Here is a 17069-nt window from a genome sequence, read left to right as displayed (position 1 = left end):
GCACAAGGCGCCCATCTTACTGTAAACCGCGCAACACGCCGCGCACCGGTACCCGCGACATCGACCGCAACGCGAGGCGCAAATCAACGACGCTGCTTCTTCGCCGGACCTCCCGGACGCTTCGCAGGCGCATTACCGCCCCCCGTGCGCTTGATCGGTGGCGCCGCACCGCGCTCGGCACGCGCGTCTTTCACTTTCGCCGATTTCGGCTTGGCCGGATGCTTTCCTGCCGGCGCCAGTTGAACGCCGTTAAGCAGCGCACCGCCCTTGGGCAACTGCCGGATGGTCGGGCCGGCACTCGCCGAACCTGCCAAGCCGGGCGTACCGGCGGCGGGTGCCGGTACCGGGGCGCCACCGCGTTCAACACGGCCTGAGGTCTTGGCGAGCGTGCGGGCGTTCGGCTCACGCACGAGGCGGAAGTCGATCTTGCGCGCGTCCAGATCCACGCGGCTCACTTGCACGCGAACGCGGTCGGTGAGGCGGTAGCGAATACCGGTCCGCTCGCCGCGCAGTTCGTGCCGGACTTCGTCGAACTGGAAGTAATCGCTGCCCAGTTCCGTGACGTGCACGAGGCCTTCGATAAACAGATCGTCGAGTTGCACGAAGATGCCGAACGACGTCACGGCACTGACCGTACCGCCGTACTCTTCGCCCAGCTTGTCGCGCATGAAGTAGCACTTGAGCCAGGCTTCGACATCGCGCGAGGCTTCGTCGGCACGGCGCTCGTTCGCGGAGCAATGCAGGCCGAGTTCGTCCCAGATCACATCGCGCTTCTTCGCGCTGACGGGCTTCTTGCCCTTGGCCGCGTCGTCGTCCTTCTGCAACTTGCGCGCATGCGGCGAAAGACCGGTCGTCAGCTCGACACCGCCAGGGATCTCCGGCTCGTACTTCTTACCTACGAGGATTGCCTTGATGGCGCGGTGCGTCAGCAGGTCCGGGTAGCGGCGAATCGGGCTGGTGAAGTGCGTGTAGGCCGGATAGGCGAGACCGAAGTGACCAATGTTGTCCGGGCTGTAGACCGCCTGCTGCATCGAGCGCAGGAGCATGGTCTGAAGCATGGGCGCATCGGGACGGGATTCGATCTGCGTCATCAGTTCCGCATAATCGGACGTCGCAGGCTCGTCGCCGCCGCCGAGCGAGAGCCCGAGGGTTTTGAGGAACGTGCGCAGCACCTGAAGCCGTTCGCCGGAGGGCCCGGCGTGAATGCGGTACAGACCCGCCTGTTTGTGACGCTTGAGGAAATCGGCAGCGCACACGTTGGCCGTGAGCATGCATTCCTCGATGAGACGGTGGGCGTCGTTGCGCGTGCGGGGCAGAATCTGTTCGATCTTGCCTTGCGCGTTACAGACGATGTAGGTCTCGGTCGAGTCGAACTCGATGGCGCCGCGCGACTTGCGGGCTTTGGCCAGCACCTTGTACAGGTCATACAGGTTTTGCAGGTGCGGCAGCAGTGCGGCGCGGCGTTGAGCTTCGGCACCCTTGGTGTTGCCGAGAACGGCGGCGACTTCCGTATAGGTCAGACGTGCGGCCGAGTGAATGACGGCCTGGTAAAACTGATACGCCTTCACTTCGCCGTTAAGGGCAACGAGGGCGTCGCACACGAGGACACAGCGGTCCACTTCGGGGTTGAGCGAGCACAGGCCGTTCGAGAGCTTTTCCGGGAGCATCGGAATGACGCGTCGCGGGAAGTAGACCGAGGTGCTCCGCGTGAGGGCGTCGGCGTCGAGCGGGCCACCGGGGGTGACGTAGTGCGAGACGTCGGCAATCGCAACGATCAGGCGGAAGCCGTTGGCGCGGCCGATTTTGGCGGGTTCGCAGTAGACGGCGTCGTCGAAGTCGCGAGCGTCCTCGCCATCGATGGTAACGAGCGGGACATCGCGCAGATCGATGCGGTGGCGCAGATCGGGGGCGCGAACGTCGTCGGGCAGAGCACCGGCCGCCGCGAGCGCTTCGGCAGAGAACTGGTGGGGAACGCCGTATTTACGCACGGCGATCTCGATTTCCATGCCGGGGTCGTCGATATCGCCGAGAACTTCCGAGACGCGGCCGATGGGTTGGCTGTAGCGGCTGGGGTAATCGGTAAGTTCGACGGAGACGACCTGCCCGACCTTGGCTTTGCCTTGGGCGCGGGGCGGGATGAGGATGTCGTGGCCGATGCGTTTGTCTTCGGGGGCGACAACCATCACGCCGCTCTCGTTAAGGAGGCGGCCGATGACGTGCGTGTTGGCACGGCTGACCACTTCGACGATGTGACCTTCCGGGCGGCCGCGGCGATCGTAGCCGGCGATGCGCAGGAGGACGCGATCGTTGTGCATGACCTTCTTCATCTCCTCGTTGGGGAGGAAGAGGTCATCGCCGTCATCATCGCGCACGGCGAAGCCATAGCCGTCGCGATGGCCGATGACACGGCCGGCGATGAAGTTCGAAGGGTGAGTCAGTTGATAGTAGCCGCGGCGGTCGAGGCGAATCTGGTCATCGCGTTCCATCGCGGCGAGGCGCTTGAAGAAGCCCTCGCGTTCCTGCTTTTTGATGGCCAGGGCTTCGGCGATATCGTTGGCAGACAGCGCGGAGTCGGCGGTGCGCAGGACACCGAGGATTTCTTCGCGGCTCGGGATCGGATAGGGATATTTGCTCAAAGGTCGGTAGCGTTACTGTGCCGGTTGAGTCCGGCCGAGTGGCGCACCATGCGCCCGACGGTCCGTGGTGGTTGTGCGTAGCGCGGATAGCGGCGTCGCACGGTCAGGGACAATCATACGGCAAACCTCGCGAAAACTTCTACCTGTGCGGAATTTGAGCGTGAGGCTGGGAGTGCACGAGGGAAATGAAATTTTTTCCGCCAGAAGTGTTGACATCGCCGCACGGTATACGCATAATCTCACTTCTTCGCGGCGAGCAAGCAGTAAGCGAGCTGACGGGGCCCAGATGGCGGAATTGGTAGACGCACTAGTTTCAGGTACTAGCGGGTAACACCGTGGAGGTTCGAGTCCTCTTCTGGGCACCAAAAAATTCCCAAAAAGCCGATGATCGAAAGATCGTCGGCTTTTTTCATATCTGCCCAGAAAGCAATGTGCCTGCGCACATTGCGTGGGGACTCGAAAGGCATCGCTTGCAAGCGATGCCGGGGTCGCGGAACGTGACCGAGTCCTCTCGGTACCGCAGGTGCCGCAAGGGGGCTGGCGCCACCGCTGATCCGGGCCTTATCGAAGGTTCGGCGTTGAAGAGGCTACCCCACACATGCCCTGACCAGATCCCGAAGCCACTGCCCCAGCGCGCTTCCTGAGGTACGCCGATGCCATGCGGCGACGACGGAAAAGGGATCGGGTTTCACCTCGAATTCAATGCGTTTGAATTGACAGGCGGAGGCGATGGCAGAGGGAACGAAGGCAACGACATCGTTGTGTTCGAGGAAGGGGCGCAGCGACGTGTAGCAGGCGAGCGTGGCGACGGGCGTACGCAGGGGCACGTCATTCGCGGCCAGAAACCTCTCGACAGCGTCCCCCGAATAGCTGGTACTGTCCGCGAAATCGACATAAGCGAACCCTGCCAGATCCACCGGACGCCGAACTGCCTGCGCAATCTCGGATCTCTCGCCCGCGACACAGCAATAGTGTTCATCGATCAGCGAGATGCGCGGGAGCGAATCGTCGACAAACGCTGAAAATCCGATCGCCAATTCAACATCGCCTTCGGCAAGCCGTTCGGCGTGCGAGCGCCGGTCAAAATCCACAATCCGCACTTTCAAATCCGGCGCGAGTTGCCGAACTTTCGCGAGAAGCTTCGGGACAATCGACAATTGAGCATATTCATTGGCGATAACGGTAACCCAGCGATTCAGCGAACGCGGATCAAACGCCTCCGCCTGAAAAACATCATCCACGTCCGCGACGATCTGCTCGAACTTCCGCGCGACACCGAGTGCGAAATCCGTCGGCTCGAGCCCACTGCTATGCCGCAGAAATATCTCATGAGGAAAGGCGTCGCGAAGCCGCCTCAAATACCCGCTGACGGCTTGTTGTGAAATCCCGGCATCATGCGCCACTCTCGATGCGCTTCTCTCGCGCACCAATTGCAGAAAGATGCGCATGTGTTTTAAATCGATTTTATCCACAACAAATCCTTGTAACGCATACAACCGGCAGATGATTTACACCGCACCGCCCGATTTCTAAGATGGTCTCTCTTATTCATGAACAGAGGTAAGCGCAATGAAAACCATCATCGTCATCGGTGCCAGCGGCAACATCGGCAAAGCGGCCATAAAGGGCCTTGGCAAGCACAAAGTGATCACAGCCAGCCGTTCCGGCAAAGGATGCGACTATCAAGTCGACATCACCGACAAGACATCGATCGCAGCACTGTACAAAGCCGTGGGTAAATTCGACGCTGTTATCAGCGCCGCGGGCCATTGCGAATACGCCCCGTTCGAATCCATGACGGACGATCAGTGGCAAGCCACGATTCAGAGCAAGCTGGTCGGTCAGATGAACGTGGTGAAAGTCGGTCTCGATCACATCGAGAACGGTGGTTCTTTCACGCTGATCTCCGGCATTCTCAACATCAAACCCATGCCGCTGGCCATTGCCGATGCGACCACGAGCGGCGCGATCGACACGTTCGTAAAATGCGTTGCATTTGAATTGCCGCGCGGTATTCGGATCAACGCGGTCAACCCGACGGTGATCGAGGAAGCGTGGGAAATGTATGGTGAGATGATGCCGGGCTATCAGCCGGTGCCGGGTGCGTTGGTTGGCAAGGCATTCGAACGATCGGTCGACAGCTTCATTACTGGACAGGTGATTTTCGTGGACGCTTGATTAGCCGTCCATTGAATGACAAAAAGATGGGGCGATTCCCACGGAATCGCCCCAAACAGTCACCTATAGGATGTTGCAAAAGTTGCTCACGCCGATTGCACGGATCCTGCCAATCTCACGCAACCCTTCCAGCGCACGCCCCCCCTCCCCCTTCCGAGTGAACACCCCATAGACCAGCACGGTATCGATCAGGTTGATGCTGCGCGCGGCGGCGTGACGAATCGTGGCAGTGGATTCGGCATCGTCCGAACCGTCCCCCATTCCCCATCGCCCGGCCAATGGCCCGGGCACCAAGCACGATACGGCTCGCCGGTTTACCGATACTGAGAATGTGTAGCGTTTCCGTCACGTCGCGCATGGCGCCGCTACAGAATCGAAAGGAAGCCGGTAAAATTTGCCTCACAAAAAAATGAATAATGCTCAACAGATGCGTAATACGTTGGGCTTGTCGGGTGTTTCTGGATTTTGTTGCTTGATACTTGCTGGGAATTTCATGCCTGCTTTCACTCGCGGCGAGCTTGCCGATTTGAATGTTTTTGTCACGATCTGCCGCCGGCAGAGCTTCCGGGAGGCCGCCACCGAGTTGGGCGTGACGACCTCGGCCCTGAGTCACGCGATGCGCAATCTGGAAGCGCGCCTGGGCGTGAAATTGCTGAACCGCACGAGCCGGTCTGTGTCGCCGACGGCGGCGGGCGCGGCGTTGGCGAAGGAATTGGAACAGGGCCTTGAGCAGATTGCATCGGCGATTGGCGCGCTGGATCGTTATCGCGCATCACCTGCCGGGCGATTGCGCCTGAACGTACCGCGCGATGCGGCGCGCTTGCTGCTCGACCCGATCCTCCCCCGATTCGTGGCGTCGTATCCAGACATTGAACTCGATGTCACGGTGGATGACCGGATGCTGGATATTGTGGCGGAAGGCTTTGACGCAGGGATGCGTTATGGCGACACGGTGCCGGGCGACATGATTGCGACGCCGTTGACGCCTGCGCTGAAGTGGATCGTGGTGGGGGCGCCAGCCTACTTCGCGAGGCATGGACGGCCGAGAGTGCCACAGGATTTGATGTCGCACAATTGCATCCGGATGCGGTTGGGGGACAACACGTTGTACAAGTGGGAATTGGGTCACGGGTCGACGGCGCTGGAATTGGATGTACCGGGTGCGCTGAGCATTAACGAGAGCGATGGCGTGATCGCTGCGGCGGTGGGTGGTTTGGGGTTGGGTTATGTGTTGGAGCGCAACGTGTCGGCGGAATTGTCCAATGGCACGTTGGAGGCGGTACTGATGGATTGGGCGGTGGACGGACCGCCGTTGTCGATGTATTACCCGAGCCGGCGTCAGACGTTACCGGGATTGCGTCACTTGATCGATATGATTCGGTTGGAGCATATGGGGCGAGCGGCATAGTGAATTGAGGGGGTTGTGGGATTGTGTGGGCGCATGAAAGATTTTTTAAATTCTGGCGCAAACCTGTTGACAGTCCACTTCCCTCTCGGCATAATCTTGTTTCTTCGCAGCGAGCAAGCAGTAAGCGAGCTGACGGGGCCCAGATGGCGGAATTGGTAGACGCACTAGTTTCAGGTACTAGCGGGTAACACCGTGGAGGTTCGAGTCCTCTTCTGGGCACCAAAAAATTCAAGAAAAGCCGATGATCGAAAGATCGTCGGCTTTTTTCATATCTGCCCAGAAAGCAATGTGCCTGCGCACATTGCGTGGGGACTCGAAAGGCATCGCTTGCAAGCGATGCCGGGGTCGCGGAACGTGACCGAGTCCTCTCGGTACCGCAGGTGCCGTAAGGGGGCTGGCGCCACCGCTGATCTGGGCCTTATCGAAGGTTCGGTTTCCATCCCCCCACCGCCGCCGCACTCCGCCCTCGTAATAAGCATCCAACGAAAAAATAGTTGCCCAACGTTATGTGCATGGGGAGGATGGTCGTTTTGCTGAGGGATTGGCATATACGGGTGGGTAGCGATGCGGGACGAGACGCAGGGCACGAGAATGCGGCGAGAGAGCCAACAGGGCTTTTCCGAAGAGAACTCAGGACATCCGGATCGGGTTGCCGATTGGTTGTTGGCCGGGCTTGAGTTGAAGAGCACGCTCTTTCACGTGGGAGAGTATTGCGGCGTTTATCAGGCGTCGACGGCAGGTCATCAGCGGGCAAGTTTCCATGTGCTATTGGAAGGCGGATGCTATTTGCACATAGGTGCCGAGGGTGGGCAGACGGCACGAACGATCCCGCTCAGCGCGGGCGATGCTGTCTTCCTGCTATCCGACGTACCGCACTGCCTGTCGCCGAACGCGGCACCTCCTGCGGACCTGTCGGCACGCGCCGGCGAGATGACACCGCTGCCAACACAGCCACGCCCTCACGCAACAGCCCCGTCGTCCGTCTCCCTGGCCTGCGGTTTTTTCGAATTCCGTACCGACCTCGACGCGTTGGTACTCGGCATGTTGCCGAACCCGATCGTGGCGCGTCGCGCCAGCGGGCGTCTTGAGGGGATGACGCAGATCTTCTCGCTGATTCAGGCGGAGGCGCGCCGCCCCAGTGAGACGCCGTCGCCGCTGCTGGCGCGCCTGACCGACCTCCTCTTCTACTACGCATTACGTGAAGCCGTCCATGCTGAAGACGTTGCACCGGGTATGTGGCGTTTGATGCGGCGCGACGCCTTCGGGCGCTTGGCTGCAGCGATCATCGAGTCGCCGGGCGAACGCTGGACGACGGATGCGATGGCCGAGTTCGTCCACATGTCGCGGGCGCGCTTTTGCAAGCAGTTCGCCGAGATTGGCGGCCAACCGCCCGCACAATTCGTCACGTTGGTTCGAATGAAGACTGCGGCCGCATTGCTTCGCGAGGGCGTCTCGTTGCCCGAAGCTGCGGAACACGTCGGGTACCAATCGGAATCGGCCTTTGCGCAGGCCTTCAAACGGGTAACGGGAATCCAGCCGGGCGCATGGCGACGTCAGGCCACCCGCGGCGCCGCGCCAGACGCCGCTCCGACACACTCGGCCCTCACGCCTGCCGCTCCCTACGCACTGCACTGACCCGCGAGCCTGACTCGTCTGCCGATGCCGTGCCGCCCCCTTGCGGCAGCGGCACGGCATGCACTGAGACATCTCCGTGGCACACCGAGACAAATCCGCAGAATTTCCAGACACGCGCGCATTGAGCATTTGGCCGCGCCTGCGCACAATGGAGGCTCGACTGTAAGGAGCCCGATATGAGCCGACTGCCATTGCATACCCTTGAGACCGCCCCGGAGGCGAGCCGTCCGTTTCTGGAAAAATCGCTAGCGGCAAACGGATTCCTGCCGAATCTGGTGGCATCGCTCGCCAACGCCCCGACGGCGCTCGAAACCTACCTGAGCGTGGGCGCAATCAACGGCCGCGCCAGCCTGACGCTCGCCGAGCGCGAAGTCGTGCAGATCACGGCGGCCGGCATTCATGGCTGCGGCTTCTGCGTCGCAGGCCACACTGCCGTTGCCCTGAAGAAGGCGCAATTGCCCGAGGCCCTCGTCAATGACATTCGCGACCAACGCAGACTGTCTGACGCCAAGCTCGACGCCGTAGCCGTATTCACGCGCGCCGTGATTGCTACGCGTGGCGCCGTGTCGGACGCGGAATTCACCGATTTCAAGTCGGCCGGCTTCGACGACGCCGCAGCACTCGAGGTGGTTCTCGGCGTGTCATTGGCTACCCTATGCAACTTCGCGAACAATCTTTCTCAAAACGAACTGAATCCACAACTGGCGGCATACCGCTGGGAGCCTAAGGAACAAGCCGCATGAGCACACACGCCAGTCTGCGCGGACTCGCCGCACGCGCCCCCGCGCTCGCGGCCTGGCTCGACGCCCACGCCGAAACGCTCGACACGGATGCCACACTCTGCGGCGAAGTCTTACCGCAACTGGCTACGGCGGGCCTGCTGCGCATTGGCGTGCCGGCCGAGCTGAATGGGGCTGGCGGCACGATTGGCGACGCGATCGACAGTGTCGCCGACGTTGCGGAGCATTCCTTTGCGGCAGCCTTCGTCCTGTGGGGACAACGCACGTTCATCGAATATCTGTTGCAAAGCCCGAATCAGGGGCTGCGCGAGCGTCTCCTGCCTACCCTGCTTTCAGGCGAACTCGCGGGCGCGACGGGATTATCGAACGCCATGAAATTCCTCTCCGCCATCGAACCACTGCAAATCCGCGCGACGCAGGCGCCGGGTGAGCATGAGTCGGTTGGCAAACCGGCATGGCGCGTGACAGGCGCGCTGCCGTGGATCACTAACCTGCGCAAGCAGGGATTCGTCGCCGCGGCGGCAGCAGATCACGAAGCGGGTGGACCGCCGTCGATCTTCGCCATCGCGCACGACGCGCCGGGTGTTACACGCAGCGACGATCTGGATCTGATCGGCTTGCGCGGCACCAATACGGCGGCGTTGCGAATGACAGACACGCTGCTCACCGACGACGAACGCATCACCGACAACGCGCCGGCGTGGCTCGTGCGCGTGCGTCCGGCATTCCTCGGGCTGCAATGTGGCATGTCGCTGGGCCTCGCACGACGAAGTCTCGCGGGCACCAACGACGCTGGACCGAGCGCCCGTGCCGCCGTGGCCGATGAAGTCACCGTGCTGTCAGAGCAGCTTGATACACTCAAGGCTCGCCTGAAGACAGGGGTCGCGCAAGGCGAGTTCGTCGAGACACCTGCGCGTCTGTTCGAACTGCGGATTGCCCTCGCGAACGTCGTCCATGGCGCCGCTACGCTCGAAGTCCAAACGGGCGGCGGACACGGGTATCTGCGCGGCTTGTCGGGCGTGGCACGACGTCAGCGCGAGGCCGCCTTTGTTCCCATCGTCACACCCAGCCTCGTGCAACTGAAGAACCAACTCGCGGCGCAACGCGCGCAACAACTCAAGACCGGAACGGCTTCATGACCCAACCCACGGCGACGCAACGCGCGCATACCGACACGTTCATCGCCACCGCGCGCGAGGATGACTCGCGCGCGCCGTCCTTTCTGACACTGCGCAGCATCGGTCTGTCGTACGGTGACCGGGCAATCCTGCGAGGCGTCGACCTTTCTGTCGCCCCCGGCGAACTCGTTTCCGTCCTCGGGCCCAGCGGCTCCGGCAAGTCGACACTGCTGCGCATCGCCGCAGGCCTGCTCTCCCCGAGCGACGGCACGGTCGAGGTGGATGGCTCGCCGCTGTCCGGCCCTCGGCCTGACGTAGCGTTGGCGTTTCAAGACCCATGCCTGCTGCCTTGGTTGTCCGTTGAGCGCAACGTCGCCTTCGGGCTGACCTTCGCGCGACAGCCGGTACTCTCGCGCGAAACGCGACGCGCGCGAATCGATGCCGCACTGGCCGAAGTGGGACTTTCGCATGCCCATCAACTGCACCCCCGTCAGCTCTCCGGTGGCATGGCGCAGCGCGTCGCGCTTGCCCGTTGTCTCGCACGTCAACCCCGTGCGCTGCTGCTCGATGAGCCATTCGGCGCCCTCGACGAAGTGACACGCGCCGACATGCAGCGCCTGCTTGTCACCGTCGTTCGGGACACTGGCGCCGCAACCGTCCTCGTGACACACGATATCGACGAAGCGTTGCTCGTCTCCGATCGCATCGTGCTGCTCGGCAATCAGGGCCGCACGCTGGCGCAATGGCGAGTAGACCTGCCATTGCCGCGTGAAGCGCAAGTGCAAGCGTTGGGCACATTGCGCATCGAAATACTGCAAGCGTTGCAGCACGCCATGTCCCGCGATGCGACGACGCGTCAAACACAATAGACCACACCGTCCTACCTACGGGGATTCTCAGACCATGTGCCAAATTTCTCGCCGTGAATGGCTCAAACTCGCTTCGATGATGACCGTGGCCGGTGCCGCTCCGCTACTGGCCTCAGCCGCCGCACGTGCCGCCGCCGAGCCGGACGCGCCGTTGCGCATCGGCTATCTGCCGATTACCGACGCCACGCCACTGCTGGTCGCTCACAACAACGGCTATTTCGAACAGGCGGGCATCAAGGCGGAAAAGCCGACACTGCTGCGCAGTTGGGCACAGTTGATCGAAGCCTTCCTCTCGGGACAGGTCAACGTCGTTCACCTGCTCTCCCCGATGACGGTGTGGGCCCGGTACGGCAGTCAGGCCCAAGCCAAGGTGGTGGCGTGGAATCACGTCAACGGGAGCGCGATCACCGTGACGAACGACATTAACAAGTTCGGCGACCTTGGCGGCAAGACAGTGGCCGTGCCTTTCTGGTATTCAATTCACAATGTCGTGCTGCAAGGCTTGCTCGCCGCCAACGGCCTCACGCCCGTCCTCAAGAAGTCCGGTGCGCCTGCGGCCAACGAGGTCAACCTGATCGTCATGGCGCCCTCGGACATGCCGCCGGCGCTCGCCGCCAAGCAGATCGCCGGCTACATCGTGGCCGAGCCGTTCAACGCGGCCGCCGAGAACCTGAAGGTCGGCAAGGTGCTTCGCTTTACCGGCGACGTGTGGAAGAACCATGCGTGCTGCGTGGTGACGATGCATGAGCGCGACCTGACGTCGCGCCCGGAATGGTCGCAGAAGGTCGTCGATGCCATCGTCAAGGCGCAGGCATGGACGCGGACACATCCGGAAGACGCGGCACGTTTGCTGTCGAAGGAAGGCGAAAATCGCTACACACCGCATCCGTTCCAGATCTTGCAGCGTGTGCTGGCGCCGGCCGCGTCGGAGCAAGGCCGCTACCTCGCCGACAAGGCGATCGTTCACGCCGATTGGCACGAGAAGCGTATCGACTTCCAGCCGTACCCGTATCCGAGCTACACCGAAGCCCTCGTGCGTCATATGCAGAAGACGCAGGTCGAAGGCAATGCGCAATTCCTCGCGAAGCTCGATCCGGCATTTGTCGCACGCGATCTCGTCGACGACCGGTTCGTCAAGAAGAGCATCGCGGCGGTGGGCGGCATGAAGGCGTTCGGTCTGCCGGAGGGTTTCACGCGTCAGGAGGTGATCGTTGTCTGATCTCGCGTCCGCTCGTGTCGCCGAGAGCGCGAACACGGCAAACTCAGCGACCCGCGACTCGCCGACGAGCCCATCGATCCGACGTTTCGGTCGGCAAACATGGCTCGGCCTGGCGGGGCTGGCCGGCATCGTTGCGATCTGGTGGCTCGGGATCGCGATCTTCACCACGCCCGGCTCGCTCGCCGCACAATTCTCGCCTGCGGCTGCCCTGAGCGCCCTGCCCGACCTGATTCGCGACGAACAGTTGGGTCTGCATATTTTGTCCAGCCTTCGACGTATCGGCGTCGGACTGGCATGGGCCGTCATCCTTGGCGTTCCGCTGGGTTTCCTGATCGGACGCATTCGTTGGCTGGATAAAGCGCTCACGCCATCGCTGCAGTTTCTGCGGATGGTCTCGCCGCTGTCATGGATGCCGATTGCCGTCATGTCGCTAGGCGTCGGCGACCCGGCGGTGTACTTCCTGCTCGCGTTTGCGGCACTGTGGCCGCTGGTCATGAGCACGGCCGCGGGCGTGACCCATATCGACCGCCGTTGGGTACAACTGGGCGAGAGCCTTGCCGCAACACGCTGGGAAATGCTCTGGCATGTCTACGTCCCCGGCATCGCCGCCCACGTGCTCACCGGCGTGCGGCTGGCGATCGGCATTCTCTGGATAGTGCTGGTGCCAGCAGAGATGTTGGGAGTCAATGCGGGACTGGGCTACCTGATCCTCGACACGCGCGATCGTCTTGCGTATTCGGAACTGACGGCCGTCATTCTCGTCATCGGCGTCCTTGGCTTCCTGCTCGACTGGGCCGCGCGCTTCATCTACCGCCGTTTCAGCGGCACCATGCAGGACGAGTAAGCGACAGACACGCACTTACGTGTGAGCGTCAGGCATCGAGGCTATGGCGCGTGAAGTCCAGGCCGCTACAATAGCGGCCTGAATTCACATGGCCTGACGGAGAACGCATCATCGAGTTAGATCGCTTACTGCAATCGCAGGGCTTCGGCAGTCGCAAGATGTGCCGCAAGCTCATCCAAACCGGCGCTTTCGCCATTGAGGGCGTGGTGCACGACAATCCGCGCGAAACCGTGGACCCGCTGGGCCTGCAGTTCACGCTTGACGGCGAACCGTGGGAGTACCGCGAGCACGTCTACGTGCTGCTCAATAAGCCTGAGGGCTTTGAGTGCTCCACAAGTCCGACGCACCACGAAGGCGTGCATTCGCTGCTGCCCCTGCCGCTGGCAGTGCGTGGTGTGCAGCCGGCCGGCCGGCTCGATCAGGATACGACCGGCATGCTACTGCTCTCCGACGACGGGCCGTTCCTGCACGCCATGATGTCGCCGCGCCGCCACGTACCCAAACGCTACGTGGCGACCACCAAGCATCCGGTGACCGAGGAGATGTTGCAGGCTTTACGCGAGGGCGTTCTGCTGCGCGACGAAACCGAACGGCTCGCTGCGACGGACGTCATGAGTCCCTCGTCGCACGAGATCGACCTGACGATCACGCAAGGCAAATACCACCAGGTCAAACGGATGGTCGCAGCGGCAGGCAATCGGGTGGAGACACTGGTCAGAATCGCCATCGGCGGCCTGCCGATGGGTAATCTCGCGCTGGGCGAATGGCGCTATTTGTCGCCGGAAGAGCTTCTGTCGCTGCCGTACGAAGCACCAGCTTCAGGCAAATGAGCACCGCGCACCGAGCGCTCTCGACGCAACGCCTCAGTTTTGCCGGCCTTCGAGCAGGAATTGGGCACCCTTATCCTGACCGAGCGTCTTGACCAGATACGGCAGGGTCGCCTTGAGGGTGTCCTGCAACATGTACGGCGGGTTCACGATGAACATGCCGCTGCCGTGCAAACCCATACCGCCCGGCACTGGACTGCAAACGGTCAGCGCGGCATGCACCCAGTTCTTGATCGGTTGTCCGTCGATCGTGAGACGCTTCATGCGCTCCGGCAATTGCGACGCCTCACGGCGTTGCACCAGCGGATACCACACGGCATACATTCCCGTCGGGAAACGATCAAGGCCTTCCTGCACGGTCTGCGTCGTGCGCGTGTAATCACGCTTGTCTTCATACGACGGGTCGATCAGCGTGAACGCCCGGCGCGGCGCCGGCGGCAAAATCGTCTTGAGTCCCGCAAAACCATCGGCACCAAAAATCATCGTGCGCCGCGCCACGGCCCGGCCCTGCGCTTCGAAATTCTCACGCAGCACGTCCTGTTCGGTCGGGTGCGCCTCGAACAAACGCAACCGGTCGCGGTCGCCCAGCAGTTGCAGCGCAAAGTATGGCGAGCCTGGGTAATAGCGCAGTTTGCCGTCCGGATTGAATTCGCGCACCAGCGCGACGTAATCCGCGAGAGGCGGTGGCAGATCGTCGCGCGTCCAGAGGCGGCCGATGCCGGTCTCGAACTCGCCCGTCTTGTCCGCCCACTTGCCGTCGAGCGCGTAGCCGCCTGCGCCCGCATGCGTGTCGATGTACCAGAACGCCGTGTCTTTCTGGCGCATGTAATCGATGCATTCAACGGCGATGAAGTGTTTCAGCACGTCGGCGTGGTTGCCGGCGTGAAAGGCGTGGCGGTAGCTGAACATTAGGCAGATCCTGATTCGTCAGGCGCGATTGTAGCCGACGACGCCCCCGCACGGCGTTTCCGGCCCTGCGCGATACCGTTTTTACCGCCCGGTAACGCGTAGGCCTTCACCGCCTTGTGACGCGGACAAGCCACGAGATGATCGTTCACCATCCCCGCTGCCTGCATGAACGAATAACAGATGGTCGATCCCACAAAGGTGAATCCGGCCTTCTTCAGCGCCTTGCTCATTGCGTCGGAGACGGCCGAGGTTGCCGGCACCTCGCCAAGCGCCGCCCAGCGGTTCTGCAACGGCTCACCGCCAACGAACTGCCACACGAAATCACTGAACCGCGTGCCCGCCGCTTCCATCGCCAAAAAGGCGCGGGCGCCCTTGATGACACCATTGATCTTGAGGCGGTTGCGCACGATACCGGCGTCCGCCATCAATCGCGCCTCGTCCTCCGGGCCATATGCTGCGATGCGCTCCGGATCGAAGTTGTCGAAAGCCTTGCGGTAGGTATCGCGCTTCTTGAGAATGGTGGACCAGGACAATCCGGCTTGCGCCCCCTCGAGCATCAGCAACTCGAACAACGCGCGCGAATCTCGCAGCGGTACCCCCCACTCCTCGTCGTGATACCGGCGATACTGGTCGAAGCCTTCGCTCCACGGACAGCGTTCCATTTGCCCCTCGATAGTTGTGTCCGCGCGTAAGTGTCACAGACGAATGCAGACGAATGGGGCAAGTGTGCCAGCATTTGCCGGCGAAGCGAATCGGCAATGCCGTGCCGGCCCCAACTTTGCGTCGCGCGGCAATGCCGACGCAGAATTTTCTGGGGGAAATGCGGAATTTGTCCCGGCGGATCGCCCTCAGCCGATCGGCCCGCCGGGACCGGACACGTGGCGGCAATCGCCCGCGTCGCCTTTACACCTGACGTCGAACCGTGTCAGAGCATCAACTGCCCGCCGTTGACCTCGATGATCTGCCCAGTCACATAGCTCGCCAACGTCTCCGATGCGAGATACAGAAACGCGCCGGAGCACTCGTCCGGATCGCCGAGGCGTCCCATCGGAATACTCTGACGGAAGGCCTCGATCTGCGCCTCGGTGCTGAATTGCTCGTGGAATGGCGTCATGATGACGCCCGGCGACACGGCGTTCACACGAATGCGATCCGGCATCAGTTCCTTCGCCATACCGCGCGTAAGCGTGCTCACGAACCCCTTGGCCGCCGCATAGATCAGGGCCCCCGGACCGCCACCGTGACGTGCGGCGATGGACGTCACGTTGACGATCGCACCGCCGCCCTGCTTGCGCATCGCGGGCACGACAGCACGCGAGAACGCCACGACCGAACGCGCGTTGACGTTGAGCACGTCTTCGAAGTAGGCATCGGAGACTTCGGTGAAGGGCGTGCGTTTGACAAGGCTGCCAGCGTTATTGATAAGCACGTCGATGCGTCCGAAACCATCGAGCACATGTGCCACAGCAGCGTCTATTGCGCCGGTATCCGCCACATCGGCGGCCACCGTCATCGCTTTCACGCCGTGTGCCCGTACCACCTCGGCCACCGCTTCCGCCTTGTCCGCCGAGCGGTTGTAGTGCACAGCCACGTTTGCGCCCTGCGCCGCGAAGGCCTTGGCCGCCGCCGCGCCGATACCGGTGCTCGCGCCGGTAATCAGAACGCACTTACCTCTCAGGTCTTGCATGATGAATCGCTCCCGATGCTGTCGATGACGAATGTGACGGATATGACTGACATGACGGCGGCCAGCGCCGCCCGACGCCCGTCACCGTACAGGATGGATGTGAAGGAAATCTGGCACGCGCTCAATCGAGCCAGCGCGTGTCGTATGCGTGGACTTCCTGTGTTTGCTCGCCCAGACCGTCGATGCCTAAACGCATCACGTCACCCGGCTTGAGAAACACCGGCGGCTTCTGACCCAGGCCCACGCCCGGTGGCGTGCCGGTCGTCACCAGATCGCCCGGCTTCAGCGTGGTGAACTGGCTCAGGTAGTGCACGAGATACGCCACGCTGAAAATCATCGTCGACGTGTTCCCCGTCTGACGGCGCACGCCATTCACATCGAGCCACAGCCCAAGTTGTTGCGGATCGCGGATCTCGTCGGTCGTCACGAGCCACGGGCCAACCGGTCCGAACGTATCGAAGCCCTTGCCCTTGTCCCACGTGCCGCCTCGCTCGATCTGGTACTCGCGCTCGGACACATCGTTCACAACGCAATAACCGGCCACGTAATCAAGCGCCCGCTCAAGCGGCACATAGCGTGCCGTAGTGCCGATGACGAAACCCAGCTCGACCTCCCAGTCGCCTTTCACAGAATTCCTGGGCAGCACCACGGGATCGTTCGGTCCGTTCAGGCAGTTCTCCCACTTGGTGAAGAGCACCGGCTCAGCCGGCACGGCCAGCCCGGCCTCGGCCGCGTGATCGCTGTAGTTCAGGCCGACGGCCAAAAATTTGCCCAGCCCCGAGAACGGCACGCCCAGACGCCCCGGCGAGGCCGCTACCGGCAACGACCTCACATCGAGCGCGCGCAACGCTGCCAGCCCCTGCGGACTCAGCGTCTCCGGCGTAATGTCGGCGAGCACGTTGGAGAGGTCACGCACTTGGCCGTCTGCATCGAGCAGGCCCGGCTTTTCCCGGCCCTTCGGGCCAAAACGCAGCAGTTTCAAAGCAATTCTCCTTGCGA

At 62.1% G+C, this 17069-nt stretch carries 16 protein-coding genes and 2 tRNA genes; 11 read left to right on the top strand and 7 right to left on the bottom strand.

The window, feature by feature from the left end; translation table 11 throughout:
- Positions 1–83 precede the first annotated feature (83 nt).
- Positions 84–2636 (bottom strand): ribonuclease R, encoded by a 2553-nt coding sequence (gene rnr, locus PHO31112_RS06315; RefSeq protein ID WP_150619697.1) that lies wholly within the window; start codon positions 2634–2636, stop codon positions 84–86.
- A 280-nt stretch (positions 2637–2916) separates the two neighbouring features.
- On the opposite strand from rnr, the gene PHO31112_RS06310 reads away from it, so the two are divergent.
- Positions 2917–3001: transfer RNA gene (locus tag PHO31112_RS06310), tRNA-Leu, on the top strand.
- Between the two features lie 222 nt (positions 3002–3223).
- On the opposite strand, the gene PHO31112_RS06305 is transcribed toward PHO31112_RS06310, so the two are convergent.
- Complete coding sequence (locus PHO31112_RS06305; RefSeq protein ID WP_150619696.1) at positions 3224–4108, bottom strand: LysR family transcriptional regulator; 885 nt, start codon at positions 4106–4108, stop codon at positions 3224–3226.
- A 97-nt stretch (positions 4109–4205) separates the two neighbouring features.
- On the opposite strand from PHO31112_RS06305, the gene PHO31112_RS06300 reads away from it, so the two are divergent.
- Positions 4206–4814: a short chain dehydrogenase gene (locus tag PHO31112_RS06300; protein ID WP_150619695.1), complete on the top strand. Its 609-nt coding sequence runs from the start codon at positions 4206–4208 to the stop codon at positions 4812–4814.
- Positions 4815–4877: 63 nt separating this feature from the next.
- On the opposite strand, the gene PHO31112_RS06295 is transcribed toward PHO31112_RS06300, so the two are convergent.
- Entirely contained in the window at positions 4878–5075 is a 198-nt protein-coding gene (locus PHO31112_RS06295) for a hypothetical protein (protein ID WP_150619694.1), read from the bottom strand.
- A 232-nt stretch (positions 5076–5307) separates the two neighbouring features.
- On the opposite strand from PHO31112_RS06295, the gene PHO31112_RS06290 reads away from it, so the two are divergent.
- From PHO31112_RS06290 to PHO31112_RS06250, 9 genes are all read left to right on the top strand, one after another.
- On the top strand, positions 5308–6222 hold the full coding sequence (locus tag PHO31112_RS06290) for a LysR family transcriptional regulator (RefSeq protein WP_150619693.1): 915 nt from the start codon (positions 5308–5310) through the stop codon (positions 6220–6222).
- A 137-nt stretch (positions 6223–6359) separates the two neighbouring features.
- A tRNA-Leu gene (locus PHO31112_RS06285) sits at positions 6360–6444 on the top strand.
- Positions 6445–6813: 369 nt separating this feature from the next.
- Positions 6814–7857: an AraC family transcriptional regulator gene (locus tag PHO31112_RS06280; protein ID WP_150619692.1), complete on the top strand. Its 1044-nt coding sequence runs from the start codon at positions 6814–6816 to the stop codon at positions 7855–7857.
- A gap of 176 nt (positions 7858–8033) precedes the next feature.
- A complete protein-coding gene (locus tag PHO31112_RS06275; RefSeq protein ID WP_150619691.1) occupies positions 8034–8600 on the top strand; it encodes a carboxymuconolactone decarboxylase family protein in 567 nt (188 codons plus the stop codon).
- Positions 8597–9736, top strand: a complete 1140-nt coding sequence (locus tag PHO31112_RS06270) for an acyl-CoA dehydrogenase family protein (RefSeq protein WP_150619690.1) — start codon at positions 8597–8599, stop codon at positions 9734–9736. Before PHO31112_RS06275 ends, PHO31112_RS06270 begins: the two co-directional genes overlap by 4 nt.
- Entirely contained in the window at positions 9733–10584 is an 852-nt protein-coding gene (locus PHO31112_RS06265) for an ABC transporter ATP-binding protein (protein ID WP_150619689.1), read from the top strand. Before PHO31112_RS06270 ends, PHO31112_RS06265 begins: the two co-directional genes overlap by 4 nt.
- Positions 10585–10618: 34 nt before the next feature.
- A complete protein-coding gene (locus PHO31112_RS06260) occupies positions 10619–11803 on the top strand; it encodes an ABC transporter substrate-binding protein (RefSeq protein ID WP_150619688.1) in 1185 nt (394 codons plus the stop codon).
- On the top strand, positions 11796–12647 hold the full coding sequence (locus PHO31112_RS06255) for an ABC transporter permease (RefSeq protein ID WP_174995557.1): 852 nt from the start codon (positions 11796–11798) through the stop codon (positions 12645–12647). Before PHO31112_RS06260 ends, PHO31112_RS06255 begins: the two co-directional genes overlap by 8 nt.
- 158 nt (positions 12648–12805) lie before the next feature.
- Positions 12806–13477, top strand: a complete 672-nt coding sequence (locus PHO31112_RS06250; RefSeq protein ID WP_150619687.1) for a 16S rRNA pseudouridine(516) synthase — start codon at positions 12806–12808, stop codon at positions 13475–13477.
- A 33-nt stretch (positions 13478–13510) separates the two neighbouring features.
- On the opposite strand, the gene PHO31112_RS06245 is transcribed toward PHO31112_RS06250, so the two are convergent.
- The 4 genes from PHO31112_RS06245 to PHO31112_RS06230 all read right to left on the bottom strand — a co-directional run bounded on the left by PHO31112_RS06245 (position 13511) and on the right by PHO31112_RS06230 (position 17052).
- Positions 13511–14383 (bottom strand): 23S rRNA (adenine(2030)-N(6))-methyltransferase RlmJ, encoded by an 873-nt coding sequence (locus PHO31112_RS06245; RefSeq protein ID WP_150619686.1) that lies wholly within the window; start codon positions 14381–14383, stop codon positions 13511–13513.
- The gene (locus PHO31112_RS06240) at positions 14383–15045 is read right to left on the bottom strand and encodes a DNA-3-methyladenine glycosylase I (RefSeq protein ID WP_150619685.1); all 663 of its coding nucleotides are present in this window, start codon (positions 15043–15045) and stop codon (positions 14383–14385) included. Before PHO31112_RS06240 ends, PHO31112_RS06245 begins: the two co-directional genes overlap by 1 nt.
- Positions 15046–15308: 263 nt before the next feature.
- Entirely contained in the window at positions 15309–16070 is a 762-nt protein-coding gene (locus tag PHO31112_RS06235; protein WP_150619684.1) for an SDR family NAD(P)-dependent oxidoreductase, read from the bottom strand.
- A 121-nt stretch (positions 16071–16191) separates the two neighbouring features.
- Positions 16192–17052, bottom strand: a complete 861-nt coding sequence (locus PHO31112_RS06230; RefSeq protein ID WP_150619683.1) for a fumarylacetoacetate hydrolase family protein — start codon at positions 17050–17052, stop codon at positions 16192–16194.
- Positions 17053–17069 lie beyond the last annotated feature (17 nt).

Origin of the sequence: Pandoraea horticolens (assembly GCF_902459555.1) — a bacterium.
GTDB lineage: Bacteria > Pseudomonadota > Gammaproteobacteria > Burkholderiales > Burkholderiaceae > Pandoraea > Pandoraea horticolens.
Note: the sequence above shows the minus strand (reverse complement) of the source record. Positions and strands in the feature narration are given on the sequence as shown.